The sequence below is a fragment of the Plantibacter sp. CFBP 8775 genome, assembly GCF_014839505.1.
Taxonomy (GTDB): domain Bacteria; phylum Actinomycetota; class Actinomycetes; order Actinomycetales; family Microbacteriaceae; genus Plantibacter; species Plantibacter auratus.
This window is the reverse complement of the sequence record NZ_JACYNV010000001.1, coordinates 339,262-365,786: the sequence shown is the minus strand read 5'-3', so window position 1 is coordinate 365,786 and position 26,525 is coordinate 339,262. Positions and strand designations below refer to the sequence as shown.

General features: G+C 70.1%; 28 protein-coding genes. 20 read left to right on the top strand and 8 right to left on the bottom strand.

What is annotated here, in order from left to right; translation table 11 throughout:
- Window positions 1–32: 32 nt before the first annotated feature.
- Window positions 33–1,532, bottom strand: coding sequence for a glycoside hydrolase family 36 protein (locus IFR14_RS01730; RefSeq protein WP_191940014.1), 1,500 nt, complete (start codon window positions 1,530–1,532; stop codon window positions 33–35).
- 142 nt (window positions 1,533–1,674) lie between these two features.
- Here IFR14_RS01730 and IFR14_RS01725 point away from each other — a divergent pair, with 142 nt between their 5' ends.
- On the top strand, window positions 1,675–2,889 hold the full coding sequence (locus IFR14_RS01725; RefSeq protein WP_249406882.1) for an ROK family transcriptional regulator: 1,215 nt from the start codon (window positions 1,675–1,677) through the stop codon (window positions 2,887–2,889).
- A 28-nt stretch (window positions 2,890–2,917) separates the two neighbouring features.
- Here IFR14_RS01725 and IFR14_RS01720 read toward each other — a convergent pair whose 3' ends face one another.
- Window positions 2,918–3,970: a Gfo/Idh/MocA family protein gene (locus IFR14_RS01720; RefSeq protein WP_191940013.1), complete on the bottom strand. Its 1,053-nt coding sequence runs from the start codon at window positions 3,968–3,970 to the stop codon at window positions 2,918–2,920.
- Window positions 3,967–4,848, bottom strand: a complete 882-nt coding sequence (locus IFR14_RS01715; protein ID WP_191940012.1) for a sugar phosphate isomerase/epimerase family protein — start codon at window positions 4,846–4,848, stop codon at window positions 3,967–3,969. The genes IFR14_RS01720 and IFR14_RS01715 overlap by 4 nt, the downstream gene beginning before the upstream one ends.
- 100 nt (window positions 4,849–4,948) lie before the next feature.
- On the opposite strand from IFR14_RS01715, the gene IFR14_RS01710 reads away from it, so the two are divergent.
- From IFR14_RS01710 to IFR14_RS01670, 9 genes are all read left to right on the top strand, one after another.
- Window positions 4,949–5,644, top strand: a complete 696-nt coding sequence (locus IFR14_RS01710) for an HAD hydrolase-like protein (protein WP_194599907.1) — start codon at window positions 4,949–4,951, stop codon at window positions 5,642–5,644.
- 89 nt (window positions 5,645–5,733) lie between these two features.
- Window positions 5,734–6,327, top strand: coding sequence for a sulfite oxidase-like oxidoreductase (locus IFR14_RS01705; RefSeq protein ID WP_086472594.1), 594 nt, complete (start codon window positions 5,734–5,736; stop codon window positions 6,325–6,327).
- Between the two features lie 38 nt (window positions 6,328–6,365).
- Window positions 6,366–7,052 carry a ferredoxin reductase gene (locus IFR14_RS01700; protein ID WP_342365619.1) on the top strand — a complete coding sequence of 229 codons (687 nt, stop codon included), beginning with the start codon at window positions 6,366–6,368 and terminating at the stop codon, window positions 7,050–7,052.
- Window positions 7,052–7,309 (top strand): DUF6510 family protein, encoded by a 258-nt coding sequence (locus IFR14_RS01695; protein WP_191940011.1) that lies wholly within the window; start codon window positions 7,052–7,054, stop codon window positions 7,307–7,309. The genes IFR14_RS01700 and IFR14_RS01695 overlap by 1 nt, the downstream gene beginning before the upstream one ends.
- A gap of 40 nt (window positions 7,310–7,349) precedes the next feature.
- The gene (locus IFR14_RS01690) at window positions 7,350–7,673 is read left to right on the top strand and encodes a PadR family transcriptional regulator (RefSeq protein ID WP_159876711.1); all 324 of its coding nucleotides are present in this window, start codon (window positions 7,350–7,352) and stop codon (window positions 7,671–7,673) included.
- A 1-nt stretch (window position 7,674) separates the two neighbouring features.
- Window positions 7,675–8,205: a PspC domain-containing protein gene (locus tag IFR14_RS20595; RefSeq protein WP_197977356.1), complete on the top strand. Its 531-nt coding sequence runs from the start codon at window positions 7,675–7,677 to the stop codon at window positions 8,203–8,205.
- 66 nt (window positions 8,206–8,271) lie between these two features.
- Window positions 8,272–9,108 (top strand): alpha/beta fold hydrolase, encoded by an 837-nt coding sequence (locus IFR14_RS01680; RefSeq protein ID WP_191940010.1) that lies wholly within the window; start codon window positions 8,272–8,274, stop codon window positions 9,106–9,108.
- A gap of 22 nt (window positions 9,109–9,130) precedes the next feature.
- Window positions 9,131–9,685 carry a TetR/AcrR family transcriptional regulator gene (locus IFR14_RS21320; protein WP_198425021.1) on the top strand — a complete coding sequence of 185 codons (555 nt, stop codon included), beginning with the start codon at window positions 9,131–9,133 and terminating at the stop codon, window positions 9,683–9,685.
- 51 nt (window positions 9,686–9,736) lie between these two features.
- The gene (locus IFR14_RS01670) at window positions 9,737–10,114 is read left to right on the top strand and encodes a VOC family protein (RefSeq protein WP_071261898.1); all 378 of its coding nucleotides are present in this window, start codon (window positions 9,737–9,739) and stop codon (window positions 10,112–10,114) included.
- A gap of 6 nt (window positions 10,115–10,120) precedes the next feature.
- Here the strand turns inward: IFR14_RS01670 and IFR14_RS01665 are convergent, their stop codons facing one another.
- Window positions 10,121–10,534 (bottom strand): ASCH domain-containing protein, encoded by a 414-nt coding sequence (locus IFR14_RS01665; protein WP_191940008.1) that lies wholly within the window; start codon window positions 10,532–10,534, stop codon window positions 10,121–10,123.
- 143 nt (window positions 10,535–10,677) lie between these two features.
- Between IFR14_RS01665 and IFR14_RS01660 the strand changes: the two genes are divergently transcribed.
- From IFR14_RS01660 to IFR14_RS01645, 4 genes are read left to right on the top strand one after another with little or no spacing between them, the layout of a single operon-like run.
- Window positions 10,678–11,817 (top strand): ThiF family adenylyltransferase, encoded by a 1,140-nt coding sequence (locus IFR14_RS01660; RefSeq protein WP_191940007.1) that lies wholly within the window; start codon window positions 10,678–10,680, stop codon window positions 11,815–11,817.
- A gap of 58 nt (window positions 11,818–11,875) precedes the next feature.
- Window positions 11,876–13,111 (top strand): molybdopterin molybdotransferase MoeA, encoded by a 1,236-nt coding sequence (locus IFR14_RS01655; RefSeq protein ID WP_191940006.1) that lies wholly within the window; start codon window positions 11,876–11,878, stop codon window positions 13,109–13,111.
- Window positions 13,108–14,091 carry a bifunctional molybdenum cofactor biosynthesis protein MoaC/MoaB gene (gene moaCB, locus IFR14_RS01650; protein WP_191940005.1) on the top strand — a complete coding sequence of 328 codons (984 nt, stop codon included), beginning with the start codon at window positions 13,108–13,110 and terminating at the stop codon, window positions 14,089–14,091. The genes IFR14_RS01655 and moaCB overlap by 4 nt, the downstream gene beginning before the upstream one ends.
- Window positions 14,084–14,512 (top strand): molybdenum cofactor biosynthesis protein MoaE, encoded by a 429-nt coding sequence (locus IFR14_RS01645; protein ID WP_191940004.1) that lies wholly within the window; start codon window positions 14,084–14,086, stop codon window positions 14,510–14,512. The genes moaCB and IFR14_RS01645 overlap by 8 nt, the downstream gene beginning before the upstream one ends.
- A gap of 73 nt (window positions 14,513–14,585) precedes the next feature.
- On the opposite strand, the gene IFR14_RS01640 is transcribed toward IFR14_RS01645, so the two are convergent.
- Both IFR14_RS01640 and IFR14_RS01635 read right to left on the bottom strand, forming a co-directional pair.
- The gene (locus IFR14_RS01640) at window positions 14,586–15,146 is read right to left on the bottom strand and encodes a dihydrofolate reductase family protein (protein ID WP_191940003.1); all 561 of its coding nucleotides are present in this window, start codon (window positions 15,144–15,146) and stop codon (window positions 14,586–14,588) included.
- A 59-nt stretch (window positions 15,147–15,205) separates the two neighbouring features.
- On the bottom strand, window positions 15,206–15,670 hold the full coding sequence (locus IFR14_RS01635) for a hypothetical protein (RefSeq protein ID WP_137242842.1): 465 nt from the start codon (window positions 15,668–15,670) through the stop codon (window positions 15,206–15,208).
- A gap of 143 nt (window positions 15,671–15,813) precedes the next feature.
- Here IFR14_RS01635 and IFR14_RS01630 point away from each other — a divergent pair, with 143 nt between their 5' ends.
- From IFR14_RS01630 to IFR14_RS01620, 3 genes are read left to right on the top strand one after another with little or no spacing between them, the layout of a single operon-like run.
- The gene (locus tag IFR14_RS01630) at window positions 15,814–18,423 is read left to right on the top strand and encodes an excinuclease ABC subunit UvrA (protein WP_191940002.1); all 2,610 of its coding nucleotides are present in this window, start codon (window positions 15,814–15,816) and stop codon (window positions 18,421–18,423) included.
- A 35-nt stretch (window positions 18,424–18,458) separates the two neighbouring features.
- Window positions 18,459–19,001, top strand: a complete 543-nt coding sequence (locus IFR14_RS01625) for a hypothetical protein (protein WP_191940001.1) — start codon at window positions 18,459–18,461, stop codon at window positions 18,999–19,001.
- A gap of 37 nt (window positions 19,002–19,038) precedes the next feature.
- Entirely contained in the window at window positions 19,039–19,506 is a 468-nt protein-coding gene (locus tag IFR14_RS01620) for a BLUF domain-containing protein (protein WP_191940000.1), read from the top strand.
- On the opposite strand, the gene IFR14_RS01615 is transcribed toward IFR14_RS01620, so the two are convergent.
- Both IFR14_RS01615 and moaA read right to left on the bottom strand, forming a co-directional pair.
- Entirely contained in the window at window positions 19,503–19,760 is a 258-nt protein-coding gene (locus IFR14_RS01615; protein WP_079704425.1) for a MoaD/ThiS family protein, read from the bottom strand. The two genes, IFR14_RS01620 and IFR14_RS01615, sit on opposite strands and share 4 nt — an antisense overlap.
- Window positions 19,753–20,820 (bottom strand): GTP 3',8-cyclase MoaA, encoded by a 1,068-nt coding sequence (moaA, locus tag IFR14_RS01610; RefSeq protein ID WP_191939999.1) that lies wholly within the window; start codon window positions 20,818–20,820, stop codon window positions 19,753–19,755. The genes IFR14_RS01615 and moaA overlap by 8 nt, the downstream gene beginning before the upstream one ends.
- Window positions 20,821–20,910: 90 nt before the next feature.
- Between moaA and IFR14_RS01605 the strand changes: the two genes are divergently transcribed.
- The 3 genes from IFR14_RS01605 to IFR14_RS01595 all read left to right on the top strand — a co-directional run bounded on the left by IFR14_RS01605 (window position 20,911) and on the right by IFR14_RS01595 (window position 26,494).
- Window positions 20,911–22,476: a molybdopterin-dependent oxidoreductase gene (locus IFR14_RS01605; protein ID WP_191939998.1), complete on the top strand. Its 1,566-nt coding sequence runs from the start codon at window positions 20,911–20,913 to the stop codon at window positions 22,474–22,476.
- A gap of 194 nt (window positions 22,477–22,670) precedes the next feature.
- Window positions 22,671–24,407, top strand: coding sequence for an ABC transporter transmembrane domain-containing protein (locus IFR14_RS01600; protein ID WP_191939997.1), 1,737 nt, complete (start codon window positions 22,671–22,673; stop codon window positions 24,405–24,407).
- A 2-nt stretch (window positions 24,408–24,409) separates the two neighbouring features.
- On the top strand, window positions 24,410–26,494 hold the full coding sequence (locus IFR14_RS01595; protein ID WP_435892127.1) for an ABC transporter ATP-binding protein: 2,085 nt from the start codon (window positions 24,410–24,412) through the stop codon (window positions 26,492–26,494).
- Window positions 26,495–26,525 lie beyond the last annotated feature (31 nt).

Here is a 26,525-nt window from a genome sequence, read left to right as displayed (position 1 = left end):
GATAACGCCGGTTCGCCGCCGAGCGCCAGGCGTCACCCGATGTACGAGGTGTCGGAGCGGGCCTCTCCCGCCACGACGGCCGTCAGGTCGACCTCCCGGCCGTCGAGCCGGAAGGTGAACCGCCCCGTCTGCTCGACCGTCGGCGTCTCCGTGAGGTACTGGCGGAGTTCGGCGCGTTCGCTCTCGTGCAGCCAGACCACCGGGTCGGAGGTCGACTTGAACTCGAGGATGGCGGCGACGTCCTGGAGCATGCGACGTTCGACGGGGTCGAGGAGGTTCCGGGCGCTGCGGAAGTAGACGGCGTCGGGGTCGACCTCGTAGACGTCCTTGAGCCAGACGCGGTTGACGGAGTCGACGATGGAGTTCCACGCCCCGACGCCCGACGGGTCGCCGACCCGTTCGGCGTTGTCCCAGAACGGACCGACATCCGGCCCCACGCGCGCGCCGTCGAACACCCCGATGGACGGGATCATCGGGACGCCGCAGCCGAGCAGGTACACGTCGTCGCCGACCGTCTCCCTGATGAACGAGATCGCATCCCGGTAGGCGGTCTCGCGGTGGACGTCCTGGTGCCGCCGACCGGTGACGGCCCCCGCGTACATGAAGTCGAGCTTGATGTAGCTGAAGCCCCACCCGGTGACGCGCTCGAAGACCTCGCGGAGGTGGTCCTGCACCTCCCGCTGCGTGGTGTCGAGCGAGTAGTAGTGGGAGTTCCAGTTGTAGCCGGTCGCCAGCGGGCGCCCGGCGTCGTCCTGCACGAGGAGGTCGGGGCGCTCCCGCGCGATCGTGGACTCGGGAAGCGCGATCATGGGGGCGAGCCAGAGCCCCGGGCGGAACCCGGCTTCGGCGATGCGACCGGCGGTCGCCTGCATGCCGGACGGGAAGTCCGGACCGGCCGTCCAGTCGCCCACGATCGGCTCCCAGCCGTCGTCGAGCTGGAACACGTCGAAGGGGTACCCGGTGAGGTCGGCGACGGTGCGGGTGACCAGCTCCTCGTCGATGCCCTCGTAGTAGGAGTACCAACTGCTCCAGACGCGACCGGCGCGCTGTGAGCGCCGCCCGAGCCGTTCGGACAGGATGGCAGCGTAATCGGCGAAAGCCTGCTGCTCCGGTCCGAACGTGACGAACCACTCGGCTTCGTCGGTCTCGCTCCGCGCCCACATCGTGTTGCGGTCGGCACCGACCCGGGGGTTGCCGAGCCCGAGGGTCCCGATGAGCAGCACGGTGCCGTCCGGTCCCGTGATGGCCCCGACGCCACTGCCGGAGTGGAGGTGCGGGGTCTCGTTGACCGCGTCGTCGGCGGTGAGCAGCCGGTCGGGGCTGTCCTTGATGCCGATGGTCTCGCCGTCGGTGGTGGTCCACCCGCTCGGGCTCCACGAGTTCCAGCCGTGCCGGTAGAAGCCGGTGTCGCCGAAGGGGTGGAGGAGCGCGACCGGACCGGCGGGCACGACGAACCCCGTGCTCGTGGCCGTCGGTTCGCCGGCGAGGTTCGCGGGGATGCGGAGGTCACCGAAGGTGAAGGTGTGCAGCATGGCCGGCTTTCTCTCTGGGTGGGTGCGCGCTCGGAATCGACGCGGGTTTCCCGACTGCCACCACGGGGCTGCCGCGGGTAGAGTCGAGGAGGCGGAGTTAATACTGCAACGTGCCGTGAAAAGTCGCAAGAGGGGAATGGGAATGCCTCGAGAGGCGATGGTGGAGCCGTCCGGCGGATCGATGGGCAGTCGTTCGTTGCTCCGGAGGATGAACTCGCTCGGTGTGCTGCGCGCCCTGCTCCCGCAGCCGCTCACCCTGCGGGAGCTGGCGAACGCGTCCGGGCTGTCTCGGACGGCCATCGACGCGATCGTCACGGACCTCGTCGCGATGGGCTGGCTCGAATCAGCCGAACGCGCCTCGGCGTCCCGGATCGGCAGACCCGCCACCGCCTTCAGCGTGCGGGCCGGACTCGGCCATCTCCTGTCGCTCGACATCGGCGCGAACCACATCCATGCCGTCGTGACCGACCTCGCCGGTGCCGTCCTGGGCCAGCGCACGGCTCGCCTGCCCGAGGACACGGGCGCGACCGAGCGCATCACCCTGGCGCTGGCGACCGGCGATGCGGCGCTCAGCACCCTCGACCTCACCCGCGGGTCGGTGTGGATCGTCGCCGTGGGATCCCCGGGCGCGATCGGCCGGGACGGCGAGGTGCTGCACTTCGGCGGGACGGGGCTGCCGGACTGGGTCGGGCTGAACCTGCGCGAGCGGTTCGAGCGGGAGTTCGACGGAGCCGTCCTGGTGGAGGGCGACGTCGCGCTCGGCGCCCGCGCGGAACTGACCGTCGGCGCGGCACAGGGCCACCGCGACGTCGTCTACCTCCTCTGCGGCGTGCGCACCAGCGCGGCCTCCATCGTCGACGGGAAGGTGCATCGCGGCGTACACGGTGCGGCAGGGATCGTCGGCGAGATGCCCGAACTCCGGTGGTCACGTCTGAACGAGCGGTACGGCGAGTCGGTCCTCGGCTCACCACGGCCGTCCCGCGAGGAGATCTTCGATGCGGCTCGCGCCGGTGATCGGATCGCCCTGGCGGTGATGGACGAGTTCGCGGACGACCTGGCCACCGGCGCGGCGGCCATGGTCCTCGCACTCGATCCGGAACTCCTCGTGGTCGGCGGCGGAAGCGCTCCGGGCGCGGACGTCTTCCTACCGCGGTTCATCAGCACCCTCGGCGAGATCTGCCCGCTGCCACCGGACGTGGTCGTCTCCTCGCTCGGTTCCGAGGCGGTGGCGATGGGTGGCGTCAGCCTCGCGTCCCAGCACCTCGACACCGTCCTGGAGGCGGCGGTCCGCGACCTGGAGCGGTTCCCCGACCCGGACGGAGCGCTGCGGCTCGTCAGGCGGACCGCAGCGTCCTGAGGCGTCGCCGCCTGCAACGGGTGGTGGCTCAGCGAGCGCCGAGCTGCGCGGCGAGGATCGACGACCGTCGCTCGGGGATCGCCGCGTCGTAGACGTCCTGGATCACGTCGAACGCCTTGCGTGCTTCGGCGGGGTGGAGCCAGAAGGCGCCCGGCTCGTCGAGCCCCGCGTAGAAGTCCTGGATCAGCCGTTCATGGGAGACGCCCCAGTAGGCACGCGCTCCGCTGGCCGTCACGCGCTCGACGGTGGTCTCGACGCGCCCGTCGGCGAAGCGGGCGGTGAGTTCGGCGCCGAGGCTCAGCGTGCCCCGCTCGCAGACGACGTCGATCGTCACGGGCAGGTTCGCGACCCCGGCGACCGTCGCGTAGACCGTGCTCGTCGCGCCACCCGCGTGCACGATGCGCAGCTCGGCTGTGTCCTCGACCTCGATCACCTCGGCGAGCGCGCGAGTGGCGATCGACCCCGTCGCCTCGATCGGGTCGCCGACCAACCACTGCACGAGGTCGATCGTGTGGATCGCCTGGTTCATGAGGAGTCCGCCGCCGCCGGTCTCCCAGCGACCGCGCCACGGGCGATCCTCGTAGTAGGCCGCCGTCCGATGCCACGGCACGACCGCCGAGGCGCCGAGCACGGCGCCGAGCTCACCCGAGTCGAGGAGTTCCTTCGCGCGCTCCGCAGGCTGGTTGTAGCGGTTCTGGAAACACACCGCGATCTTCGCTCGGCTGTGCTCCGCCGCGGCCAGGAGCCGTCCGGCCTCCTCGCGCGTGTGGGCGAGTGGTTTCTCGAGGATGACGTCGATCCCGCGCTCGAGCGCCCGGATCGCCTGGTCGGCGTGCAGGTGGTGCGGGGTGCAGATGTGGACGACGTCGGGTCGCGCCTCGTCGAACAGTCGATCGAGGTCGGTGAAGCCCGGGACACCCGTCGCAGCCCTCGCCGCATCGAGCCGGCCGGCGTCGACGTCGCACACCGCCACGAGCTGCGCACCGGGGACCGTCCCGATCGCGGCGAGATGGAGTGCGGAGATGTCGCCGCACCCGATCACGGCGACGCGGCGGAGGACGGGTGCGGGCACGCGGCTCATCGCAGCTCGATCCCCAGCTCGTCGGTGAGCCTCCGGAAGGCCCGGGCGGCCACGCCGAACGAGGCGGGACCCGAGAAGCCACCGAGCGCGTGGGTGTCGGCGAGGTGCGGCTCGAGCGAGGCGAACCCGGCGTAGCCGTCGTCGCGCAATGCCATGAGCGTTTCACGCAGTTGCCCGTCGCCCTCGCCGGACGGCACGACCTGGCCGCTCTCGGCGACCGCGTCCTTGACCTGCAGGTAGTCGACGTACGGACGCAGCATCGCGTAGCCGTCGTCGAACGGCGCGACGCCCACCTGGACGAAGTTCGCGTTGTCCCAGGCGAGCCGCAGCGCGGGTGATCCGACGGACTCGACGAGGTCGAGGATGCGCTCCGGGACGTCGCCGTAGATGTCCTTCTCGTTCTCGTGCAGGAGCACGACCCCCTCACGCTCGGCCAGATCGGCGAGCAGGCGCATGCGGACCAGGACGTCGTCGCGGGTGGCCTCCACCGGCACGCCCGCGCCCCGGAAGAAGGAGAAGATGCGGATGTTCGGGGTCCCGAGGGCGTGTGCAGCGGCGATCGCGCGCGCGAGTCGGGCGACCTCCAGCTCGGCGTCGAGGGCCACGTCGACCTTGCCGATCGGCGATCCGATGGCGGACACACCCATGCCCGACCGCTGCAGCTGCGCACCGAGTCGGGCGAGCTGGTCGGCGTCGAGGTCGATGATGTTGACGCCCCACGCGCTCCGGACCTCGATGTGCGATGCACCGAGCGCCTCCAGCACGGCGATCTGCGTCGTCGGGTCGGCGTCGATCTCGTCGCCGAAGCCCGACAGGGTCCAGCTCACCGGGTGTTGTGCATTCACGTGCGCTTCCGCCTTCGCGTTCGTTCTCGTCATCGGGAACCAGACAGTCGGGCTGCCGGCCCTGTCAGCCTACGGCTCTGGCAACCGGTTGACAACCCTTCCCCACGGGAGGGGTCGCCCTAGGATGGAGCGTGTGACCGATCTCTACCTCGCGAGTACGACCGTGTCCTTCCACCGCAGCTGGTCCTGCGTGCTGTTCGACCTCGACGGCACGATCGTGGACTCGGCGCCCGGCATCATCTCGCGCATGAAGACGACCCTGGCGAACGTCGGTGCCGTCGTCCCGTCCGACGAATCGCTGCTGCGTTGGGTCGGGCCGCCGCTACTCGACTCCTTCCGCGACTTCGCGGACATGGACCCCCTGCAGTCGCAGCTCGCCCTCACCGAGTACCGTCGCCAGGTCGCCATCGAGGGCGCCGAGGTCGGCACAGCGGTGTTCCCAGGCGTCGCCGGGCTGCTCGCGCGCATCTCCGAGGCCGGGATCCCGATCGGGCTCGCGACCTCGAAGCCCGAGTCGCAGGCGAACACGATCCTCGACCACTTCGGCCTGAGCCAGTACTTCACCGTCGTCACGGGCGCCTCCGAGGACGAGGTCCGCAGCAGCAAGGCCGACGTCGTCGGCGAGGCCCTCCGGCGTCTCACGGCCGCCGGCGTCGACACGTCCCGCACCGTACTGGTCGGCGACCGCCTCCACGACATCGAGGGCGCAGCGGCGCACGGGATCCCGACGATCCTCGTCGAGTGGGGCTACGGCTCGCCGGCGGAGGCCACCGGCGCCCTCGCCGTCGTCCACTCGATCGACGCGCTGTCGAACCTCATCACCGGCTGAGCGAGGCCGGAACCACTTGGTGACCCCAGGAGGGCCTGGCTTCACCGACACCTGCTCACTAGGGTGATGACCATCCTGAGGAGGTCGACATGGCGGTGTTCACACGCGGTTTCGGAGGACGGGCACGGGAGCAGGACGACCGACTCCCGCCCGGCCAGTTCCTCACCGAGGACTTCCCCGTCCTGTCCGCCGGACCCACGCCGCGGATCGACACCGATGAGTGGGAGTTCCAGATCCGCACGGAGACGGGGGAGACCCACCGCTGGGACTGGGCGGCCATGCAGGCCCTCCAGCAGGACGACATCACCCGCGACATCCACTGCGTGACCCGCTGGACGAAGCTCGGCACGAGCTGGCAGGGCGTCTCCCTCGACACGCTCTTCGCCGAGGTCGAGAGCGGCTACGACTTCGTGATGGCCCACTCCTACGGCGGTTACACGACCAACGTCCCACTCGACGACCTCCTGGACGGCAAGGCCTGGATCGCCACCGGCTTCGACGGCGAGCCGCTCGCCGCGGAGCACGGCGGCCCGGCACGACTCCTCATCCCGCACCTCTACTTCTGGAAGAGCGCGAAGTGGATCCGCGGCCTCGTCATGCAGCAGGACGACGAACCGGGGTTCTGGGAGCAGAACGGCTATCACGCCTACGGTGACCCCTGGCTCGAACAGCGGTACTCGTGAGGCGCACGGGCCATGTCGACGTCTGGAAGGCGGCAACCGTGGTCACGGCGACGCAGCTGACCCCATCGGGGCGGAGCCTCATCCTGGACGCCCCCGGCTGGGGCGGGAACCTGGCCGGGCAGCACGCCGACGTCCGCCTCACGGCGCCCGACGGCTACCAGGCGGTCCGCTCCTACTCGATCGCCTCGGCGGACGCCGGTGACCGCATCGAGATCGCCGTCGACCGGGTCCCCGACGGCGAGGTCTCCCCGTTCCTCGTCGACGCGATCGAGGTCGGCGACCAGGTCGAGGTGCGTGGACCACTGGGCGGCTGGTTCGTCTGGCGCCCCGAGGACACGGAGCCGGTCCTCCTGATCGGCGGCGGTTCGGGCATCGTGCCGCTCATGGCGATGGTGCGAGCGCACGAGGCGGCCGGGAGCACGACGCCGTTCCGACTCGTGTACTCGGTCCGCTCACCGCAGGACGCCTTCTTCGCCGACGAGCTCGCTGCGGCGACCGGGGTCGAGGTCACCTGGATCTACACCCGGCGAGCGCCCGACGGCTGGCCTCGTCCCGCCGGCCGCCTGGTGGCGGCCGACCTGCAGGCGCTCGAGGTCACCGGCGGCGAGGCCCCGTCGGTGTTCGTCTGCGGACCGACCGGCTTCGTCGAGGCGGTCGCCGACACCCTGGTCGCAATCGGCCATGATCCCGCCCGCATCAAGACCGAGCGGTTCGGAGGCGCGTGATGACCTCGCATCTGGACGGGAACGTCCTCGCCGGAACCATGTCGGAACTGACCGGCACCGACCCGAGCGGGACGATGTCGCAGTGCCTCGGGTGCCGCGACGTCTCGCCCCTCGCCGCGGAGCTGGTGTTCGGCACACCGGATGCTTGGGTGGTGCGCTGTCGGCTCTGCGACGACGTCCTGCTCGTCGTCCTCCATCACGAGGAGATCACGCGCGTCACCCTCGACGGCGTCCGCTGGTGGACGGACCTCGGCTGATCGAATCTCGCACGGTACCGAGTCGTGTTACAGTACCGGCATGGAACCAGATAGCAAGCTCGCGGCACTCCGCCGAGGCATGCTCGAACCGCTCGTGCTCGCTTCGGTCGAGCATCAGCGACGCTACGCGGGCGAGATCGCGACGGCGCTTCGCGAAGCCGGCTTCCCCGTCCAGGAAGCCACGCTCTATCCCCTCCTGAACAAGCTCCGACGCGAAGACCTCCTGGCACACGACTGGCAGGAGTCCACGTCCGGTCCACCTCGCAAGTACCTCTCCCTGACCGAGGCCGGACGAGTGCAGCTCCTGGACTTCCGCACCTATTGGTCCTCCCTCACCGACATGATCACGACGATCGGACACTGACATGGAACAGATCCACCACATGAGCCTGAGTGGGCATGCGGAGACGATCCCGCTGACGGCCGCCGCCCACGCCCACCTGCTCCGCTACCTGTCGAACACCCGCGCCGCACTCGGCACCGACCCCGATGCGGACGAGACCGTACGCGACCTCGAGACGACACTCGGAGACCGCCTGCGATCGATGCCGGCAACCCCTGGCGCCGCGATCGACGACGAGCAGCTCGCGATGATCCTCGCGGAGACGGGCTCCGTCGAGCAGGAAGCACCGCCGATCCGGATCCTCGCCTATCCCGCTCGCGGTCGATTCTTCTGTCGCATCGGGGAGGGGAGCTGGTTCGGCGGCCTGTGCGCCGGCATCGCCGCGTACGGCGACTTCCGCGTGGACTGGGTCCGCACCGTCGCCCTCTTCCTCCTCCTCTTCACGGGCGGGACCGCCGGCCTCGTCTACCTGGCTCTGCTCCTCATCCTGCCGAAGGTCGACACGGTCGCCGAGTATCGGCGCCAGTGCGCGGCACCAGCGCCGAGTCGATGAGATTGCTTCGACAGCCGATCCATCAAAGCTATTGACATTAGCCAAACGGCGATGCAGACTAGCTTCATGAACACGAACCCGGCATCGACAGGGCCTGCCACCCGCTACCTCGACCGTCCCGAGGGCAAGATCGCCTACGAGATCCAGGGCGACGGCCCGCTCGTCGTCCTCGTCCCGGGAATGGGCGAGCTCCGCTCCTCCTACCGCTTCCTCGCTCCCGCACTCGTCCAGGCCGGGTACCGCGTCGCCTCCACCGACCTCCGTGGTCACGGCGACAGCGACACGACGTTCTCCTCGTACGGCGACGTCGCGACCGCCTCGGACGTCCACGCCCTCATCCGCGACCTCGGCGCCCCAGCCGTCGTCATCGGGAACTCCCTCGCTGCCGGCGCGGGCGTGATCGTCGCCGCCGAGCACCCGGAGGACGTGTCCGGTCTCGTCCTCGTCGGGCCCTTCGTCCGCAACCCGAAGGCGGGCGCCGTCATGCAGGCGGTCTTCCGCGCCATGATGGCTCCGCTGTGGATCGCACGGGTCTGGAAGGCCTACCTCCCCACGCTGAACGCGGGCCGGAAGCCGGTCGACTTCGACGACTACCTCGCCGACGTCTTCGCGAGCCTGCGTCGCCCCGCCTACGGCAAGGCCTTCTCGCAGACGACCAGACAGACCGACCATGCCCCGGCCGAGGCTGCGCTCCCCGGCGTGAGCGCTCCGACGCTCGTGATCATGGGCACCAAGGACCCCGACTTCCCCGACCCCGCAGGAGAGGCCCGCTGGATCGGCGACACCCTGCAGGCGGAGGTCGTCCTCGTCGAGGACGCCGGCCACTACCCGCAGGCCCAGCAGCACGAGGTCACCTCGCAGGCCGTCCTCGGCTTCCTCCAGTCGGCGCTGCACCGTGCCTAGGGCGGGACTCAGCCGCGCGCGCGTGGTGGACGAAGCGGCTGAACTCGCCGACGAGGTCGGGCTCGAGGGGCTGACCCTCGCCGCCCTCGCCGAACGGCTCGGCGTCCGGCAGCCCTCGCTCTACAAGCACCTCGACTCGCTCGCCGGACTCCGCCGGAGCATCTCCCTCCAAGCGAAGGGCGAGCTCGGCGACGTCCTGCTGCGCGCCGCCGTCGGCCGTTCGGGCGCGGATGCGATCACGGTGATGGCCGGCGCATACCGGGAGTGGGCCCTGGAGCACCCGGCACGCTATACGGCCGCGCAGTGGATCGCCGGGCCGGAGGATGAGGAGGACGCGGCGGCATCGCTCGGCGCCATCCAGGTCATCAGCGACGTCCTCGCGGCCTACGAGCTCCGCGGCGACGACGCCATCGACGCGATCCGCGTGTTCCGCTCCACCCTGCACGGCTTCGTCTCGCTCGAGGCGGCAGGCTCCTTCGGCCTCGACCGCGACCTCGACCGGAGCTTCGACCGCCTCGTCCGTGGCTTCGTGATCGCGCTGACCCGTTGGGCCGAGACCGCTGGGGACGAGTCCTAGCCGATCCGCAACGGGTTCCGCTGCACGACGCGTGCGGGGTAGCGTGCCGTCATGTCATGCCGCATCAGTGAACTCGTCCTGGACTGCCGCGATCCGGAAGCGCTCGCCCGCTTCTGGTGCGAGGTCCTCGACTTCGTCGTGCTCGACCGAGACGAGGACGGGGTGGAGATCGGAGCGCGGGACGGCTTCGGTGGGTCGCAACCGACCATCATCCTCAGCCGCAGCGACGACCCGCCGCAGCCGAAGTCGAAGCTCCACATCGACGTCAGCCCGACCGACGGCGACCAGGACGCCGAACTCGAGCGCCTGTTGGCTCTCGGAGCGCGCCCGACGGACATCGGGCAGACGGGCGATGAGTCGTGGCACGTCCTCGCCGATCCCGAGGGCAACGCCTTCTGCCTCCTGCGCACGCCCGTCAAGCCGGTCTGATCGGCCTCAGTCCCGGGCGATGAGGGCGAACCGTTCGAGGACGACGAGCGTCGTGTCGTCGAGGTGGAAGTCGGCGCCGAGTTCGGCCTGCATCTCCGGTGAGGTCCAGAACCGCTCGTGACCGGCACGCCAGTCGGCGACCGACGCGTAGCCTTCGCCCTCTGCCAGAGCGTGAGCCAGCGGCACCTCGCCCAGCGGTACCACCTCGACACCCACCGTCTCGATGACGAAGCGGTGAACGCCATCGGAATCGACGACGATTCCGCGCTGCCCGACCGCCGGCAACTCCTCGCCTGCCACCTCGTACTCGTGCGCCAGGGAACTCGTCGCGACCTTCTCGCCGGACTCGATCGCCGCCACCAGCCTGTCCCGCAGCGGGCCGGGGAACGCGAACTCGACGATGGGGAGGTGGTCATCCATGCGTCCATCCCAGCATCGATCGACGCGTCGTGCCACTGCACCACTCCTGTCGGCTTCTCGCCGCGGCGCCTGCTGCCTCCTGCGGACGCGAGCGGATGCGGCCTGAGGGCCGGCGGGCATGGTGCCGGTGGGATAATCGGCGCATGTCCTCGACCGCGCGGTACGCCAGGCAGCTCGCCCTCCCCGGGTTCGGACCAACGGCGCAGCAGCGTCTCGCCGATGCGCGGGTGCTGATCGTCGGCGCCGGCGGCCTGGGCAGCATCGTCATCCCGGCGCTTGCCGCTGCCGGTGTCGGTTCCGGTGACGGCGCGATCCACCTGGTGGACGACGACACGGTCGAGCTCAGCAACCTGCATCGGCAGACCGTCCACAGCACCGCGGACGTCGGCCGGTCGAAGGTCGACTCCGCCGCCGATCGCGCCCTCGCCGTCAACACCGATGCGACGATCCTCAGGCACCGCCTCCGCCTCGGACCCGGCGAGATCATGGGCCTCCTGGCCGACGCGGAGATCGACCTCGTCATTGACGGCAGCGACAACTTCGAGACCCGTTACCTGGTCGACGACGCCGCGACGCTCGCCGACGTCCCACTCGTCTGGGGTGCGGTCTCGCAGTACGGCGGGCAGGCTGGACTCAGCTGGTCGTCTCGCGGCCCGCGCTACCGCGACCTCTTCCCCCACCCGCCGACGGACGGTTCGGTGCTCTCCTGCGAGGCCGGCGGCGTCCTGCCCACCACGGTCGGGGTCATCGGGTCCATCATGGCCACCGAGGCGATCAAGGTGCTCACCGGGGTCGGGACCCTCTCGCTCGGCCGGGTGACGATGTTCGACGGGCTGAGCGGCGGGTTCCGCGAACTCCGGTACGAGCGCGACCCCGCGGGCGCCCGGCAGGTGTCGCTCGATGAGCATCTGCATCGGACGCCAGGCGGGGACGCGGCGAGCGCCGCAGCGGCAGCCCCGCACGAGCCGCGACACGGCGGCCGCACGATCACCGCACCGCAGCTCGCGGCGAGCGACGATGAGGCCGTCCTGCTCGACGTCCGGGAGCCGTGGGAGGCGGAGATCGCCCGGTTGCCCGGTTCGACGCTGATGCCGCTCGGCTCGCTCCCCGAGACGCTCCACGGGCTCGACCCCGAGACGCCCGTGGTCGTCTACTGCCACCACGGCATCCGATCCGAGTCCGCGCTTCGCCTGCTCCTCGAGCGCGGCTACTCGGCCGTCCATCTCGAGGGCGGCATCGACGCGTGGTCGCGGCTCGTGGATCCGACCGTCCCCCGCTACTGACCGCGGCTCCGAATACCCCGTGCAGCCCCACCGACCGACCTCGACGACGGGAACCACCATGACGACGCCAGCGCCCACGAGTCGGAAGACCGTCGAGCAACACGCCTCCGACGTCGCAGCCCTCCTCCACGACGTGACCGACACCGGCGCCGAGCACGTGCCGATCGACGAGGCCGCAGCTCGGGTGACGGCGGTGGCGGTGCCGTCACCGGTCGACCTGCCGCTGTTCCGCAACTCGCAGATGGACGGCTTCGCGGTTCGGGCGGCAGACCTCACGGGCGATGAGACGCGACTGCGGGTGGTGGGCGAGATCGCCGCGCGCCCGATCAACCCCGCGCCGCTCGAGGCGGGGACCTCGGTGCGCATCATGACGGGCGCGGTCGTTCCGCCGGGTGCGGACGTCGTCGTGCCGGTCGAGGAGAGCGAGGTCGAGACGGATCCGGACGGTGTCGAGACCGTTCTCCTCGGTCCTGCGCGCGGCGGTGGCGAGCGCCCGGTGGGGCTGTTCGTCCGGGAACGCGGGAGCGACGTCCGCGCCGGCGAGGAGCTGCTGCCGGCCGGCGTGCGCCTCGCTTCACGACACCTCGCCGTGTTGGCTGCGGCCGGGATCACGACCGTCGAGGTGCGTCGGCGGGTGCGGGTCGCGATCGTTACGACCGGTGCCGAACTCGTCGAACCCGGCGAGACGCCGACGCTCGGCCAGACCTTCGACTCCAACGGGACCGCGCTGGCGGCCGCCGTCCTCGCAGCCGGGGCCGAGGTCGCCGCCCGTGCGCGCGTCGTCGACGATGCCGACGTCCTGCTCGCCCTGCTCGACGACCTCCACAGCGAGGTCGATCTCATCCTCACCTCCGGCGGTATCTCCATGGGTGAGCACGAGGTCGTCCGTGACGTCCTCGGTCCGCTGGGTGGCTGGATCGGTTCGGTCGCGATGCAGCCCGGCGGACCACAGGCGCTCGGTGCCCACCGGGGCGTCCCGATCATCGCGTTCCCCGGCAACCCGGTGAGCACCCAGCTCTCGTTCGAGGTCTTCGTCGCTCCGGTCCTCCGCCGGGTCGCAGGGCTGCCGCAGGCGACACGCGCACCGGCCGAACTCGCGGTCGCCGTGCGTTCGGTGCCCGGCAAGCGCCAGTTCCTCCGCGGACGCCGACGAGACGACGGCCGGGTCGAACCAGTTGCAGGCCCCGGCTCGCACCTCGTCGCCGGGCTCGCGGCCTCCGACGTGCTAATCGTGATCCCGGAGGACACACTCGAGCTCGACGCCGGTGACGCTGTGGAAGCATGGGCACTATGACCGGGCTCACACACCTCGACGACGACGGCCGCGCACGCATGGTCGATGTCGGCGACAAGGCCACGACGAAGCGGGTCGCGACGGCGACGGCGACCTTCACCACCCGACCAGACGTGATCGCGCTCGTTCAAGCGGACGGCCTGCCGAAGGCGGACGTCATCGCTACCGCTCGCATCGCGGGGATCGCGGGAGCCAAGCGGACGAGCGAGCTCATCCCGCTGTGTCACCAGCTCGCGCTGTCGTCCGTGAGCCTCGACTTCGCGTTCACCGAGGACTCCATCGTCATCACCGCGACGGCGAAGACCACCGGCCAGACCGGGGTCGAGATGGAGGCCCTGACGGCCGCGTCGATCGCCGGCCTGACCCTGCACGACATGGTCAAGGCCGTCGACCCGGCCTCGGTCCTCGGCGACATCCGGCTGCTGGAGAAGTCCGGCGGCAAGCGCGGGAACTGGACGCCGGAAGCGTCGGAGCCGATCGAAGCACCTGTGGCGCGAACGGTCCGTCCGCGAACCGCGGCCGTCATCGTCGCGTCGACCGCCGGTGCGGCGGGCACGCGCGAAGACCTCACGGGGCCGCGCATCTCCACCTGGTTGTCCGAGCACGACTACGCGGTGGATGCGGTGACGGTCGTGTCCGACGCGGACGTGCACCTCGCGATCACGGCAGCCTTGGACGCCACGCCCGCGGTGCTCATCACGACGGGCGGCACCGGCCTCTCGCCGAGCGACCGCACCCCGGAGGCGACGCAGTCCCACCTCGACCGCGAACTGCCCGGCATCGCCGAGGCGATCCGCGCCCTCGGGTCGACCAAGACCCCGACCGCGGCGCTCAGTCGCGGGCTCGCAGGGGTCTCCGGCGGCACCGTCGTGGTGAACCTGCCCGGGTCGACCGGCGGCGTGAAGGACGGACTCGCGGTCCTCGACGGCCTGCTCGACCACCTCGTCGCCCAGATCGCCGGAGGTGGCGCGCATGAGTGAGTCGACGGTTCCCGAGGTCCTCGCCCTCATCTCGGAGTCGCCCCTCGACGCGCACGCGATCGAGGACTTCGTCGCGGCACCCGCCAACGGCGCACTCGTCGCCTTCCGGGGGATCGTGCGCGACCATGACCACGGCGAGGCGGTCGACGCCCTCGACTACCGGGCCCATCCCGATGCCCAGCGGTTCCTGGAGGACTGCTGCCGGACGGTCGCCTCGGAGACCGGTCTTCGAGTGGCAGCAGCGCACCGCGTCGGGTCGCTCGTCGTCGGCGACCTCGCGCTCGTCGCCGCCGTCGCCGCTGCGCACCGGGCCGAGGCGTTCGCCGCGTGCGAGCGGCTGGTCGAGGAGATCAAGCGCACCGTCCCCATCTGGAAACGCCAGCACCTGGCCGACGGCGATACGGAGTGGGTCGGCCTGTAGCGGCCCGCCCTCGATTCGCCCCGAGTGGTCGCACGCACGAAGCGTGGGCGACCACTCGGGGCGAATCGAGCTGTCAGCGCGCCAGCACGTCGTAGGTGATGCGCACAAGGCCGTCCTCGGGCGTCGCGTGGGTGCCTCGGAGCCGCAGGAGGACGTCGGCGTCGAGGTCGCCGAAGAGGCGTGCGCCGGAACCGATGAGGACCGGGGCGACCGACACCGTCAGCTCGTCGACGAGGCCGGCGCCCAGGAACGCCTGGATCGTCCTACCTCCGTCGATGTAGACGCGGCCGGCCTCGTCGAGCAGGGCGGCCGCCTCGTCGACCGACCCGGCGACCGTGATGCGGTCGTCCCCGGCCTCGAGCGTGGTGCTCAGCACGACGACCCGCTTGCCTTCGAACGGCCACTCACCGAAGCCGAGGACGGTGTCGTAGGTGGTGCGTCCCATCACGAGGGTGTCGATCGTCGGGAAGAACGAGTCCCAGTCGAGCGCCGGGTGCTGCCCTGGCGCATCCGCGGCATGCTCCCGCGGCTCGAGCTCCGTGAGCCAGCCGAGGTCGCCGTCGGGCTTGGCGATGTAACCGTCGAGGCTCACGCCGATGAAGACACAGCCGTGCCAGGAACGTTCACGAGTCATGAGGACGATCCTGCCGTCCACCCCCGACATCGTTCACGACCGGTTCTCGCCAGACATCCTCACTCCACGTCGTACGGCTCGAAGCGCGTCCAAGGCTCGCGGCGCATCCAGCGCCGTGTCGGGGCCAGGAAGCCGTCGAGTCGGACGTTCTCCTCGACGGTGCCGTCCCGGAAGGTGACCCGCACGGCGAACCGGATCGTTCCGACGAGCTCCTCTGCGCGTCCGGCGATCGCGGCGTCGATCACCCGTTCGGCGAACGCGGTGTCGAGCGCTCCGTCGTCGAGTTCCCACCGGCAACCGTGTCGGCCGAGGTGCAGGATCATCTCGTGCGGGGTCAGGAGCAGGTCGATCGAGGCCGCTCTCGGGTTCACGGGCTCGACGCTCAGGTTGGTCCACGGCAAAGCCGTGTCGACCTCCTCGACCGAAGTGACGGCCGATGCACCTGCCAGGCGCTGCACGAGCGAACGCCAGTACTCGACGCTCGCCGCCACGATGGTTCGCGGGTCATCGGCTTCATGAGACACGGTGGACTCCAACTCTGCGCCCGCTTCGGGCAACCGACGATCGTCTCAGCTCGGCGATCCTCCTGGCAAGAGCCTCGCCCGCACACCTGCAGGGGCGCGTCAACCACTCCGCATCGCGGTAGCGAGCGACGTAGGGTGATCTGATGCCCGAACACGCCCCCGAAGCATCCGACCCGTTCGTCCGCGTCCGGGGAGCCAACGAGAACAACCTCCGCAACGTTGACGTCGACGTGCCGCGCGATGCGATCGTCGCCTTCACCGGGGTCTCCGGCTCGGGCAAGTCGTCGCTCGCGTTCGGCACCATCTTCACCGAGGCGCAGCGACGGTACCTCGAGTCCGTCGCCCCGTACGCCAGGCGGCTGATCCAGCAGGGTCACGACCCGCACGTCGACTCGATCTCCGGCCTGCCACCGGCGGTCGCCCTGCAGCAGCGACGCGGCGCTCCCAGCTCGCGCTCCAGCGTCGGCACGGTGACCACCCTCTCGAACTCACTCCGCATGCTCTTCTCGCGCGCCGGCACCTTCCCCGAGGGGTTCACGACCCGCCTCGACTCAGACGCCTTCTCCCCCAACACAGCCGTCGGCGCCTGCCCGGAGTGCCACGGCATCGGCGTCGCGCACACCGTCACCGAGGACTCCCTCGTGCCCGACCCGTCGCTGAGCATCCGCGAGGGCGCGATCGCCGCGTGGCCGGGCGCCTGGCAGGCGAAGAATCTCCGCGACATCACCATCGCCCTCGGATACGACGTCGACCGCCCCTGGCGGGAACTCGACCAGGAGGACCGCGACTGGATCCTCTTCACCGAGGAGCAACCGGTCGTGCAGATCACGCCGCAACGAGACCGCGTCGCGAAGCCGTACAACGGGATGTTCTGGAGCGCCAAGCAGTACGTCTTCCACACCCTCTCCGACTCCAAGAGCCAGATGATGCGGAACAAGGTGCTGCAGTTCGTGCGCTCGGGTCCGTGCCCGCTCTGCCACGGCACGGGACTCCGCCGCGAGGCGCTCGCGGTCACCTTCGCCGGCCGCACGATCGCCGAACTCAACGCCCTGCCGATGACGGAGCTCGCCGAGGTCATCCGGCCCACCACGGAGCTGACCGACGCGGCGCCCGCGCTCCCGACCACGCTCTCCGGCGAGCGCACCGACGTCGCCGTCGCCATCACGACCGACCTCCTCGCGCGTATCCGCGTGCTCACCGATCTCGGACTCGGCTACCTCGGGCTCGGGCGCGTGACGACGACGCTCTCCCCCGGCGAGATGCAACGGCTCCGGCTCGCGACCCAGCTGCGCTCCGGGCTCTTCGGCGTGGTCTATGTCCTCGACGAACCGTCAGCGGGTCTGCACCCGGCCGATGCGGAGCCCCTCCTCGAGGTGCTGGAGCAGCTGAAGCGCTCGGGCAACTCGGTCTACGTCGTCGAGCACAACATGGACGTCGTCCGGAACGCGGACTGGATCGTCGACGTCGGCCCCGGTGCAGGCGAGGGTGGCGGCGACGTGCTCTACAGCGGGGCCGTCGAGGGTCTCGCCGAGGTCGAGGCCTCGGCGACCCGCCCGTTCCTCTTCCCCGAACAGCACGGTCCGGCTCCCGAGCGACGAGCACTCCGTGAGGCGCGCGACTGGCTCGAGGTGGAGGGCATCACGCTCCACAACCTCGTCGGCGTCGACGCCTCGATCCCCCTCGGGACCTTCGTCGCCGTCACCGGTGTCTCCGGTTCCGGCAAATCGACCCTCGTGAGCCGGGTCCTCCGCGACGTCGTGCGCGACCACCTGCGGGCAGCCGGCCGGACGACGGACGACGTCGCAGACGATGACGACGAGGTGCCCGCCGATCCGGATGCGGCCGAGGGTTCCGGCCTGGCGGAGGCGACGGTGCCGGACGGACACGCCGACACGCTCACCGTCCGTCGGGTGCGAGGGCTCGAGCACGTCGACCGCATGGTCCGGGTCGACCAGAAGCCCATCGGTCGAACGCCGCGGTCGAACCTCGCGACCTACACCGGACTGTTCGACGCCGTCCGCGCGGCCTTCGCCGCCACGGACCTCGCCCGCGAACGCGGCTACACGGCCGGCCGGTTCTCGTTCAACGTCGCGGGAGGTCGCTGCGAGACCTGCCTCGGTGAGGGCTTCGTGTCGGTCGAACTGCTGTTCCTCCCCGGCAGCTACGGGAAGTGCCCGACCTGTAACGGCGCTCGGTACAACGCCGAGACCCTCGAGGTCACCTACGACGGGAAGTCGATCGCAGACGTCCTCGCACTCACCGTCGAGCAGGCGGCCGAGTTCCTCGCGGCCGTCCCGGCGGCGGCGCGCAGCCTCCGCACCCTGCTCGAGGTCGGCCTGGGGTACCTGCGGCTCGGACAGCCGGCCACGGAGCTGTCGGGCGGAGAGGCGCAGCGCATCAAACTCGCGACGGAACTCCAGCGGGTGCGACGCGGTCACACCCTCTACCTCCTCGACGAGCCGACGACCGGCCTCCACCCGGCCGACGTCCGTCGTCTGCTGGCGCAGCTGAACGCACTCGTCGACTCCGGCGACACCGTCGTCGTGGTCGAGCACGAGATGGACGTCGTCGCGGCGGCCGACTGGGTGATCGACCTCGGACCGTCCGGCGGCGACGCGGGTGGGCGCATCGTGGCCGCAGGCACCCCGGACGCCGTCGCCGCAGACCCCGACAGCCGCACCGCGCCCTACCTGGCGAAGCGACTGGCGTTGCTCGGTGCTGCACCGTCACCGGAGGACGCGTCGGCGGGATGACGTCCCACCGACCCCGAGCGCTGAGCGTGGAGTCCATGCAGACGACCGATGCACACCGTGACCTCCGCGCCCAGCGCATCGCCGTCGTCGTCTGGGCGATCGCCGCGACGGTGATGCTGGTGCTCGCTCCCATCGAGGAACTCATCTGGGCGCCGCTCGCGATGACGGACGACTCCTACGGCATCGAGGCGATCTACGGGGTGTTCACGTCCACCACCCTGGCCGTCGGCCTCGTCGGAGTCGCGATTGCGTTCCTGCTCGGTCTCACGGCGATCCTGGTGTTCACCTCCTTCGGATGGCGCGGGCGGCTCGGCACGCACTGGGTCCACGTCGCGACCCTCGGATCCATGCTCGTCTGGCTCGGTCTCCTCGCCATGTTCATCGCCGGTTTCGGCGTCGGGAACACCGTGTCCGACGAGATCCCGCCGTACGTCGGCCGGTCGTCGCCGGTCGGCGAACTGCTCCAGATGCTCGCACTCGTGGCGTTCCTGGCGACCGTCGTCGGTGCGATCTCCTCGCTGATGCTGATGTTCCGGTCGGCCGGGGTGGCCCGTCGCGCTTGGCAGGCCTCGCGATGAGCACCTATCCGACACCTGACGTGTAAGGTCACGGAGTATGACGCAGCCCGAATCCGCGTTCCTCTCCGTGACCTACGTGAGCACGTCCGCTGAACCGCTGACCCAGACCGCACTCGAAGCGATCCTCCGGCAGTCCCGCGACAACAACGGACGCTCGGGCCTCACCGGCATGCTCGCCGTGCGAGGCGACGACTTCTTCCAGGTGATCGAAGGGCCCCCTGCGGTCGTTCGCCACGTGCTGCAGCGGTTGCACGAGGACACCCGACACAGCGAGCTGCGGGTCCTGGTCGAAGAGGAGATCGACTACCGGCGGTTCCCGGACTGGACCATGCGCTGCGAGAACCTCGACGACTACCCGGTCGATTCGATCCCCGGCTACCGCGCGTCGCACGAGGACGAATCGGATGCACGGCGCCATCGCATCCTGGACCTCCTGCGATGGTTCCAACACCGCGCGACCCGCGCCCTCGCCGAGCGTCGTCGCTCAGCGACGTCCCCGTCCTAGCCGCCGGCGAAGGGCGGGAGGACGTCGACCCGGGCGCCGAGCGGACGGGTGTCGTCGCGACTGACGACGCCGTCGACGAGGAAGGAACCGGACGCGAGGACCTTCGCCATCGCGTCGCCGTAGCGCTCGAGCAGCACCGACTTCAGCTCGCCGACCGTCGCGACCGCCGGCAAGGACTCCTCGGGGACGCCGGCGGCCTCCTCGGCAGCGGCGAAGTAGCGCACGAGCACCTGCAGGGTCGTCGTCTCAGCCACCGATCGCTCCCATGCTCCGCTCCGGACGGACGAAGTCGGGTGACGCGATGCGGTGCCCGGCCTGCTTGTGCCACATCGCCGCGCGCCAGCGATCCGCGATCTCGACGTCCTCGACGCCCGAACGCAACATGCCCCGAAGGTCGGTCTCGTCGTCGCCGAAGAGGCAGGAGCGGATCGTCCCCTCGGCGGTGAGCCGCGTGCGGTCGCAGTCGCCGCAGAACGAGCGCGTGACCGAGGCGATGATGCCGACCGTGGCCGGGCCGCCGTCGACGAGCCACTCCTCTGCGGGAGCGGAGGGGTCCTCGCGATGCGGGGCAGTGAGCGTGAAGCTGGAGCCGAGGACGTCGAGCAACTCGGCCGCGTCGACCATGTTCTCCCGCACCCACGCCTCGTCGGCGTCGAGCGGCATCTGCTCGATGAAACGAAGACGGCAACCGTTCTCGATCGCCCAGGAGAGGAGGGCGACCGCGCCGTCGAGCGTGTCGCGCATGAGGACGGCGTTGATCTTGAGCGGCGTCAGCCCGGCGCGCTTGGCGGCCTCGATGCCGGCCAGGACGGCGGGGAGTCGGTCGCGACGCGTGAGTCGCGCGAAGTGGTCGCGGTCGACGGTGTCGAGGGAGATGTTCACGCGGGTGAGCCCGGCGGCCACGAGCTCGTCGACGCGCTTGTCGAGTCCGATACCGTTCGTCGTCATGGAGATCGAGGCGTCGCCGGCGACCGCGGAGCTGCGGGCGATGATCTCCGCGAGGTCGGGGCGCATGAGCGGCTCGCCACCCGTGAAGCGGATGTCGTGCACCCCGAGGTCGCGGACGGCGATCTCGACGAGGCGACCGATCTCGGTGGGCGTCAGCAGGTCGTCGCGGGCGATCGCGGGGAGACCCTGCTCGGGCATGCAGTACGTGCAGCGCAGCGAGCACTTCTCCGTGATCGACACCCGGAGGTCGCGGGCGACCCTGCCGAAGCGGTCGATGAGGCCGTCGACGTCGGGGCGCCCGGCAGCGTCCGGGATGTGCCTGAGCGGCGACCCGATGCGTGGGATTCCTAGCCCGACTGTGGTCATCCCCCCAGGGTACGGGGATGGACGGCCGACTTGCCCCTCTAGAGCCGCTTCGGGGAGGAACGCCCAGCGGGCGCGCGTAGCATGACGGACATGGAGCCCCGCCGCCGCACCCTGCTCGCCGGCGCGTCCGGCGTCGTCGCAGCCGTCGCCACCCTCGGGTCGGCCGAGGCCGTCGCAGCCTTCGTCGCCCCCGCGAGCTCGCCGCTGCTCGCCGTGGGTTCCCTCGTGATCGACCTCGTGCCCGGTTGGGTGAAGGACCTCGTCATCGCCCTGTTCGGCACCAACGACAAGCTCGTGCTGCTCATCGTGCTCGGCGTCCTGGTCGCGGCCCTCGCCGTCGGGATCGGGATCCTCGAGGAGCGTCGACCGGTGGTCGGCAGCATCGCGCTCGCGCTCGTCGGTGTCGTCGCGGTCGTCGCAGCGATCACCCGCGCGGACGCGGGCCTCGACTGGGCGTTCCCGAGCGTCGTCGGTACCGCGGTCGGCATCCTCGTCCTGCGACTGCTCGTGACCCGGCTCCGCACCTGGGACGACGCGACGGTCGCGGATGAAGCCCGGCCGGTCGTCGGCGCCTCGCGGGCCGAACTCCCCCGGCGCTCCTTCATCGTCCTGCTCGGCGGTACCGCGGTCGGCGCCCTCGTCGTCGGCGTCGGCGCACGCGTCGCCTCGGCCGGAGCGGTCGCCGTGGAGACCATCCGGAAGGCGCTCAAGCTCCCGACGGCCGCCGTCGCCGCACCGCCGGTCCCGGCCGGAGCCGAACTCGGTATCGACGGACTCACCCCGGTCGTGTCGGCGAACGACTCCTTCTACCGGATCGACACCGCCCTCCAGGTGCCGAACATCGACCCCTCGACCTGGAGCCTCAAGATCACCGGCATGGTCGAGCAGGAGGTCGAGATCGGGTTCGAGGAACTCCTCGCCCTCCCACTCCAGGAGTCGATCATCACGCTGACCTGCGTCTCGAACCCCGTCGGCGGCGACCTCATCGGCAACGCGCTCTGGCTCGGGTATCCGATCCGCGAGTTGCTCGCCCGCGCGAAGCCCAAGGCCGGAGCCGACATGGTCCTGTCGCGGAGCATCGACGGGTTCACCGCCGGCACTCCGCTCGAGGTCCTGCAGGACGAGGATCGCGACAGCCTCCTCGCCGTCGGGATGAACGGACAACCGCTCCCCCTGCAGCACGGCTTCCCGGTGCGCATGGTCGTGCCGGGGCTCTACGGCTACGTCTCCGCCACGAAGTGGGTCGTCGAGCTGGAAGTGACCCGCTATGCGAACGCCCGGGCCTACTGGACCGACCGCGGCTGGTCCGAGCGCGGGCCCATCAAGACGGAGTCGCGCATCGACGTGCCACGCAACGGTGGACGTGTCGCGGCGGGGAACGTCGCGATCGCCGGCGTCGCCTGGGCGCAGCACACGGGCGTGAACCGGGTCCAGGTTCGGATCGACGACGGCGACTGGCTCGACACGACGCTCGCGACCGCCATCTCCGACGACACCTGGGTGCAGTGGGTCCTCCAGTGGGACGCCCCGGCCGGCGACCACACCATCGCCGTCCGCGCGACCGACGCAGCCGGGAAGACGCAGAGCGAGACCCCTGTTGACGTCGTCCCCGACGGTGCGGAGGGCTGGCACACCATCTCCGTCGGCGTCGACTGACCCGAGATCATCACGATTCCGAACCGGGACACCACCGTGTCACCGGCGCGGAGTATCGTCACTCGGGCACGCCCCTCACGCTCCCGTCCGGCTGCGCCGCCGACCGGAGCACTGGTCTCGCGCCAGGCCCGCTCCACCTCGTCACCCGTCCGCGCGATGCCCCGCGCCGGACACGAACCGTCTAAGGACCTCACGTGGCCCTCCTCGCCCTCGCCCTCCGACACGCCAAGCCGTACGCGGCCTGGGTGGTCGCGGTGTTCGTGCTGCAGCTCGTCTCGACGATCGCGGCCCTCTACCTCCCCAGCCTGAACGCCCAGATCATCGACCAGGGCGTCTCCCGCGGCGACACCGACTTCATCTGGTCCACCGGCATGACCATGCTGCTCGTCTGCCTCGTCCAGGTGGCCGCAGCCATCGGCGGGGTCTACTTCGGCGCCCGCACCGCCATGGCCATCGGCCGCGACCTGCGCCGGGAGTTCTACCGGAAGGTCGACTCGCTCGGCGCCCTCGAGATCGGCGGCTTCGGCAGCGCGACGCTCATCACGCGCGGCACGAACGACGTCCAGCAGGTCCAGATGCTCGTCCTCATGACCCTCAACTTCATGGTGTCCGCGCCCATCATGTGCGTCGGCGGCATCATCATGGCGCTCCGCGAGGACGCGGGGCTGTCGTGGCTCGTGTGGGTCTCCGTGCCGGTGCTGTTCATCATCGTCGGGTTCCTCGTCTACCTCCTCATGCCGCTGTTCCGCCAGATGCAGGACCGCATCGACGGCATCAACAGCGTGCTGCGCGAGCAGATCATCGGCATCCGTGTCGTCCGGGCGTTCGTCCGCGAGCCGTTCGAGTCGGAGCGGTACGACCGCGCGAACGAGGCGCTCACCCGCGTGTCCATCAAGGTCGGCAACATCTTCGTCCTCATGTTCCCGGTCATCATGATGGTCCTCCACCTGGCGACGGCTGCCGTGCTCTGGTTCGGTGGCCAGCGGGTGGACGCCGGACAGATGCAGGTCGGTTCCCTCACCGCGTTCCTCCAGTACCTGCTCCAGATCCTCACCTCGGTGATGATGGGCGTCTTCATGGTCATGATGATCCCTCGCGCGGTCGTGTGCGCCGAGCGCATCCAGAGCGTCCTCGACACCGAGCCGAGCCTCACGGTGCCGACGAGCACCGACATCCGCGTGCCGTCGGTCGGACGGGTCGAGTTCACCGGCGTCACCTTCGGCTACCCCGGTGCGGAGCGACCGGTCCTGTCGGACGTCACGTTCACGGCGGAGCCCGGCAAGACCACCGCGATCGTCGGCTCGACCGGCTCCGGCAAGACGACGCTCCTCTCGCTCATCCCGCGCCTCTACGACCCGCAGCAGGGCCACGTCACCATCGACGGCGTCCCCGTCTCGCAGCTCACCCGGCAGCAGATCGCCGGGGTCGTCGGGATCGTGCCGCAGAAGCCGTACCTGTTCTCGGGCACGATCGCCTCGAACCTCCGGTTCGGACGCCCCGACGCCACCGACGACGAGCTGTGGAGCGCCCTCGACGTCGCGCAGGCGGAGGACTTCGTCCGTGCGAAGCCGAAGATGCTGAACGACGGCGTGGCCCAGGGCGGCACGAACGTCTCCGGCGGCCAGCGTCAGCGCCTCTGCATCGCCAGGGCCCTCGTCGCGAAGCCCAGGGTCTACCTCTTCGACGACTCGTTCTCGGCCCTCGACGTCGCCACCGACGCCCGACTCCGGGCAGCCCTCGGCGACAGCACCGCCGACGCGACCGTCATCATCGTCGCGCAACGCATCGCGACGATCCGCGAGGCCGACCACATCATCGTCATGAACGACGGCGGCATCGTCGGCCGCGGGACCCACGACGAACTCCTCGAATCCAACGAGACGTATCGCGAGATCGTCCAATCGCAGCTCGCTGTGGAAGGGGTGGCGTGACCATGGCCCGTTCACCACGTGACAAGCGCTCCTCCGGCGCCTCGAAGGACACGGCTCAGGCTCCCGAGCTGAACGCGGTCGAGGAGGAGGCACTCGCACCGGAGTTCACCCCGGGTGAGTCCGACGGCGACATGTTCGGCGGCACCCCGTCGAAGAAGGCCGAGCAGTTCTGGCCCTCCGCGAAGCGACTCGTCGGTCTCCTCGCCCCCGAGAAGGTCAAGATGAGCATCGTCGTCGGGCTCGTCGTGCTCTCGGTCGTGCTCACGGTCATCGCCCCGAAGATCCTCGGGCTCGCGATGGACGCGATCTTCAACGGCGTGATGGGCTCGCAGCTCCCGGCCGGCGCGACGCTCGACCAAGTCGTCGACCAGGCACGCGCATCCGGCAACGACCAGTACGCCGACATGCTCGAGAAGTCGGACATCACCCCGGGTCAGGGCATCGACTTCACCCTGCTGGGCCGCCTGATCATCATCGTGCTCGGCATGTACATCGTCGCGTCGATCCTCAACTGGGCGCAGGGGTACATCCTCAACGGGCTCGTCATGCGCGTGGTCTACACGCTCCGCCGCGACATCGAGCGCAAGCTCAACCGCCTTCCCCTGAGCTACTTCGACACCCGTCAGCGCGGCGACCTCATGTCGCGCGTCACGAACGACGTCGACAACATCCAGACCGCCCTCCAACAGGCGTTCTCGCAACTCGTGCAGTCTGCGCTCACGGTGCTCGGCATCACGGCGATGATGTTCATCGTGTCGTGGCAGCTCGCACTCATCGCGCTGATCGCGCTGCCGTTGTCCGCGCTGATCGCCGGGGTCATCGGCTCCCGCTCGCAGAAGCTCTTCACCGCGCAGTGGAAGAACACCGGCTCGCTCAACGGGCACATCGAGGAGTCGTTCTCGGGCCTCGAGCTCGTGCGGGTCTTCGGCCGCGACAAGGAGATGCTCGCCGAGTTCGACGACCGCAACGAGAAGCTCTACCAGGCGGCGTTCGGCGCGCAGTTCGTGTCCGGCATGATCATGCCGGCGATGACCTTCGTGTCGTACCTGTCCTATGTGCTCATCGCCGTCGTGGGCGGCCTCCGGGTCGCCTCCGGCCAGATGACCCTCGGCGACGCGACCGCGTTCATCCAGTACTCGCGTGAGTTCTCGCAGCCGCTCAGCCAGATCGCCGGCATGGCGAACCAGCTGCAGTCGGGCGTCGCGTCCGCCGAGCGCACCTTCGAGCTGCTCGACGCCGAGGAACAGGACGCGGAGACCGCGGACGCACACTTGCCCGAGCACACCGACGGCCACGTCGAGTTCGACGGCGTCTCCTTCAGCTACGACCCCGAGAAGCCGCTCATCGAGGACCTCTCCTTCTCCGCGCAGCCGGGTCAGACCGTCGCGATCGTCGGCCCGACCGGGGCCGGGAAGACGACCCTCGTGAACCTCGTCATGCGGTTCTACGAGCTCACCGGAGGTCGCATCCTGCTCGACGGCGTCGACATCACCGCCCTGACCCGCGCCGAGCTGCGGTCGCAGGTCGGGATGGTGCTGCAGGACGCCTGGCTGTTCGAGGGGACGATCCGCGAGAACATCCGGTACGGCCGACTCGGCGCGAGCGACGCGGAGGTCGTCGAGGCCGCCGAGGCGACGATGGTCGACCGCTTCGTGCGGCAGCTGCCCGACGGGTACGACACCGTCCTCGACGCGGACGGCGGCAGTGTCTCGGCCGGCGAACGCCAGCTCATCACGATCGCCCGTGCGTTCATCGCGAAGCCGAAGCTGCTCATCCTCGACGAGGCGACGTCCTCCGTCGACACGCGGACCGAGCTGCTGGTGCAGCACGCGATGGCGGCGCTGCGGTCCGACCGCACCTCGTTCGTCATCGCCCACCGCTTGTCGACCATCCGCGATGCGGACACGATCCTCGTGATGGAGAACGGACGGATCGTCGAACAGGGCTCGCACGCGCAGCTCCTCGAGGTCGACGGCGCGTACGCCGAGCTCTACCGCACGCAGTTCCGCGGCGGCGAGGAGCAGTCGGCGATCGACGAGGCAGCCGTCGCCAGTGGGTCCGACACAGCCCACGCACCGCGCAGCTGATCCGACGCCGACGCCACGAGGGGCGCGCGCT

What these genes read in the sequence shown, in the direction of transcription:
- IFR14_RS01645 (WP_191940004.1), top strand. Translation starts at nt 14,084, where the DNA reads ATGAGTGAGTCGACGGTTCCCGAGGTCCTCGCCCTCATCTCGGAGTCG.
- IFR14_RS01715 (WP_191940012.1), bottom strand. Translation starts at nt 4,848, where the DNA reads ATGACGAGAACGAACGCGAAGGCGGAAGCGCACGTGAATGCACAACAC.
- IFR14_RS01595 (WP_435892127.1), top strand. Translation starts at nt 24,410, where the DNA reads ATGGCCCGTTCACCACGTGACAAGCGCTCCTCCGGCGCCTCGAAGGAC.
- IFR14_RS01625 (WP_191940001.1), top strand. Translation starts at nt 18,459, where the DNA reads ATGCAGACGACCGATGCACACCGTGACCTCCGCGCCCAGCGCATCGCC.
- IFR14_RS01660 (WP_191940007.1), top strand. Translation starts at nt 10,678, where the DNA reads ATGTCCTCGACCGCGCGGTACGCCAGGCAGCTCGCCCTCCCCGGGTTC.
- IFR14_RS01730 (WP_191940014.1), bottom strand. Translation starts at nt 1,532, where the DNA reads ATGCTGCACACCTTCACCTTCGGTGACCTCCGCATCCCCGCGAACCTC.
- IFR14_RS01670 (WP_071261898.1), top strand. Translation starts at nt 9,737, where the DNA reads ATGTCATGCCGCATCAGTGAACTCGTCCTGGACTGCCGCGATCCGGAA.
- IFR14_RS01720 (WP_191940013.1), bottom strand. Translation starts at nt 3,970, where the DNA reads ATGAGCCGCGTGCCCGCACCCGTCCTCCGCCGCGTCGCCGTGATCGGG.
- IFR14_RS01640 (WP_191940003.1), bottom strand. Translation starts at nt 15,146, where the DNA reads ATGACTCGTGAACGTTCCTGGCACGGCTGTGTCTTCATCGGCGTGAGC.
- IFR14_RS01705 (WP_086472594.1), top strand. Translation starts at nt 5,734, where the DNA reads ATGGCGGTGTTCACACGCGGTTTCGGAGGACGGGCACGGGAGCAGGAC.
- moaA (WP_191939999.1), bottom strand. Translation starts at nt 20,820, where the DNA reads ATGACCACAGTCGGGCTAGGAATCCCACGCATCGGGTCGCCGCTCAGG.
- IFR14_RS01630 (WP_191940002.1), top strand. Translation starts at nt 15,814, where the DNA reads ATGCCCGAACACGCCCCCGAAGCATCCGACCCGTTCGTCCGCGTCCGG.
- IFR14_RS20595 (WP_197977356.1), top strand. Translation starts at nt 7,675, where the DNA reads ATGGAACAGATCCACCACATGAGCCTGAGTGGGCATGCGGAGACGATC.
- moaCB (WP_191940005.1), top strand. Translation starts at nt 13,108, where the DNA reads ATGACCGGGCTCACACACCTCGACGACGACGGCCGCGCACGCATGGTC.
- IFR14_RS01690 (WP_159876711.1), top strand. Translation starts at nt 7,350, where the DNA reads ATGGAACCAGATAGCAAGCTCGCGGCACTCCGCCGAGGCATGCTCGAA.
- IFR14_RS01695 (WP_191940011.1), top strand. Translation starts at nt 7,052, where the DNA reads ATGACCTCGCATCTGGACGGGAACGTCCTCGCCGGAACCATGTCGGAA.
- IFR14_RS01620 (WP_191940000.1), top strand. Translation starts at nt 19,039, where the DNA reads ATGACGCAGCCCGAATCCGCGTTCCTCTCCGTGACCTACGTGAGCACG.
- IFR14_RS01655 (WP_191940006.1), top strand. Translation starts at nt 11,876, where the DNA reads ATGACGACGCCAGCGCCCACGAGTCGGAAGACCGTCGAGCAACACGCC.
- IFR14_RS01665 (WP_191940008.1), bottom strand. Translation starts at nt 10,534, where the DNA reads ATGGATGACCACCTCCCCATCGTCGAGTTCGCGTTCCCCGGCCCGCTG.
- IFR14_RS01680 (WP_191940010.1), top strand. Translation starts at nt 8,272, where the DNA reads ATGAACACGAACCCGGCATCGACAGGGCCTGCCACCCGCTACCTCGAC.
- IFR14_RS01605 (WP_191939998.1), top strand. Translation starts at nt 20,911, where the DNA reads ATGGAGCCCCGCCGCCGCACCCTGCTCGCCGGCGCGTCCGGCGTCGTC.
- IFR14_RS01725 (WP_249406882.1), top strand. Translation starts at nt 1,675, where the DNA reads ATGCCTCGAGAGGCGATGGTGGAGCCGTCCGGCGGATCGATGGGCAGT.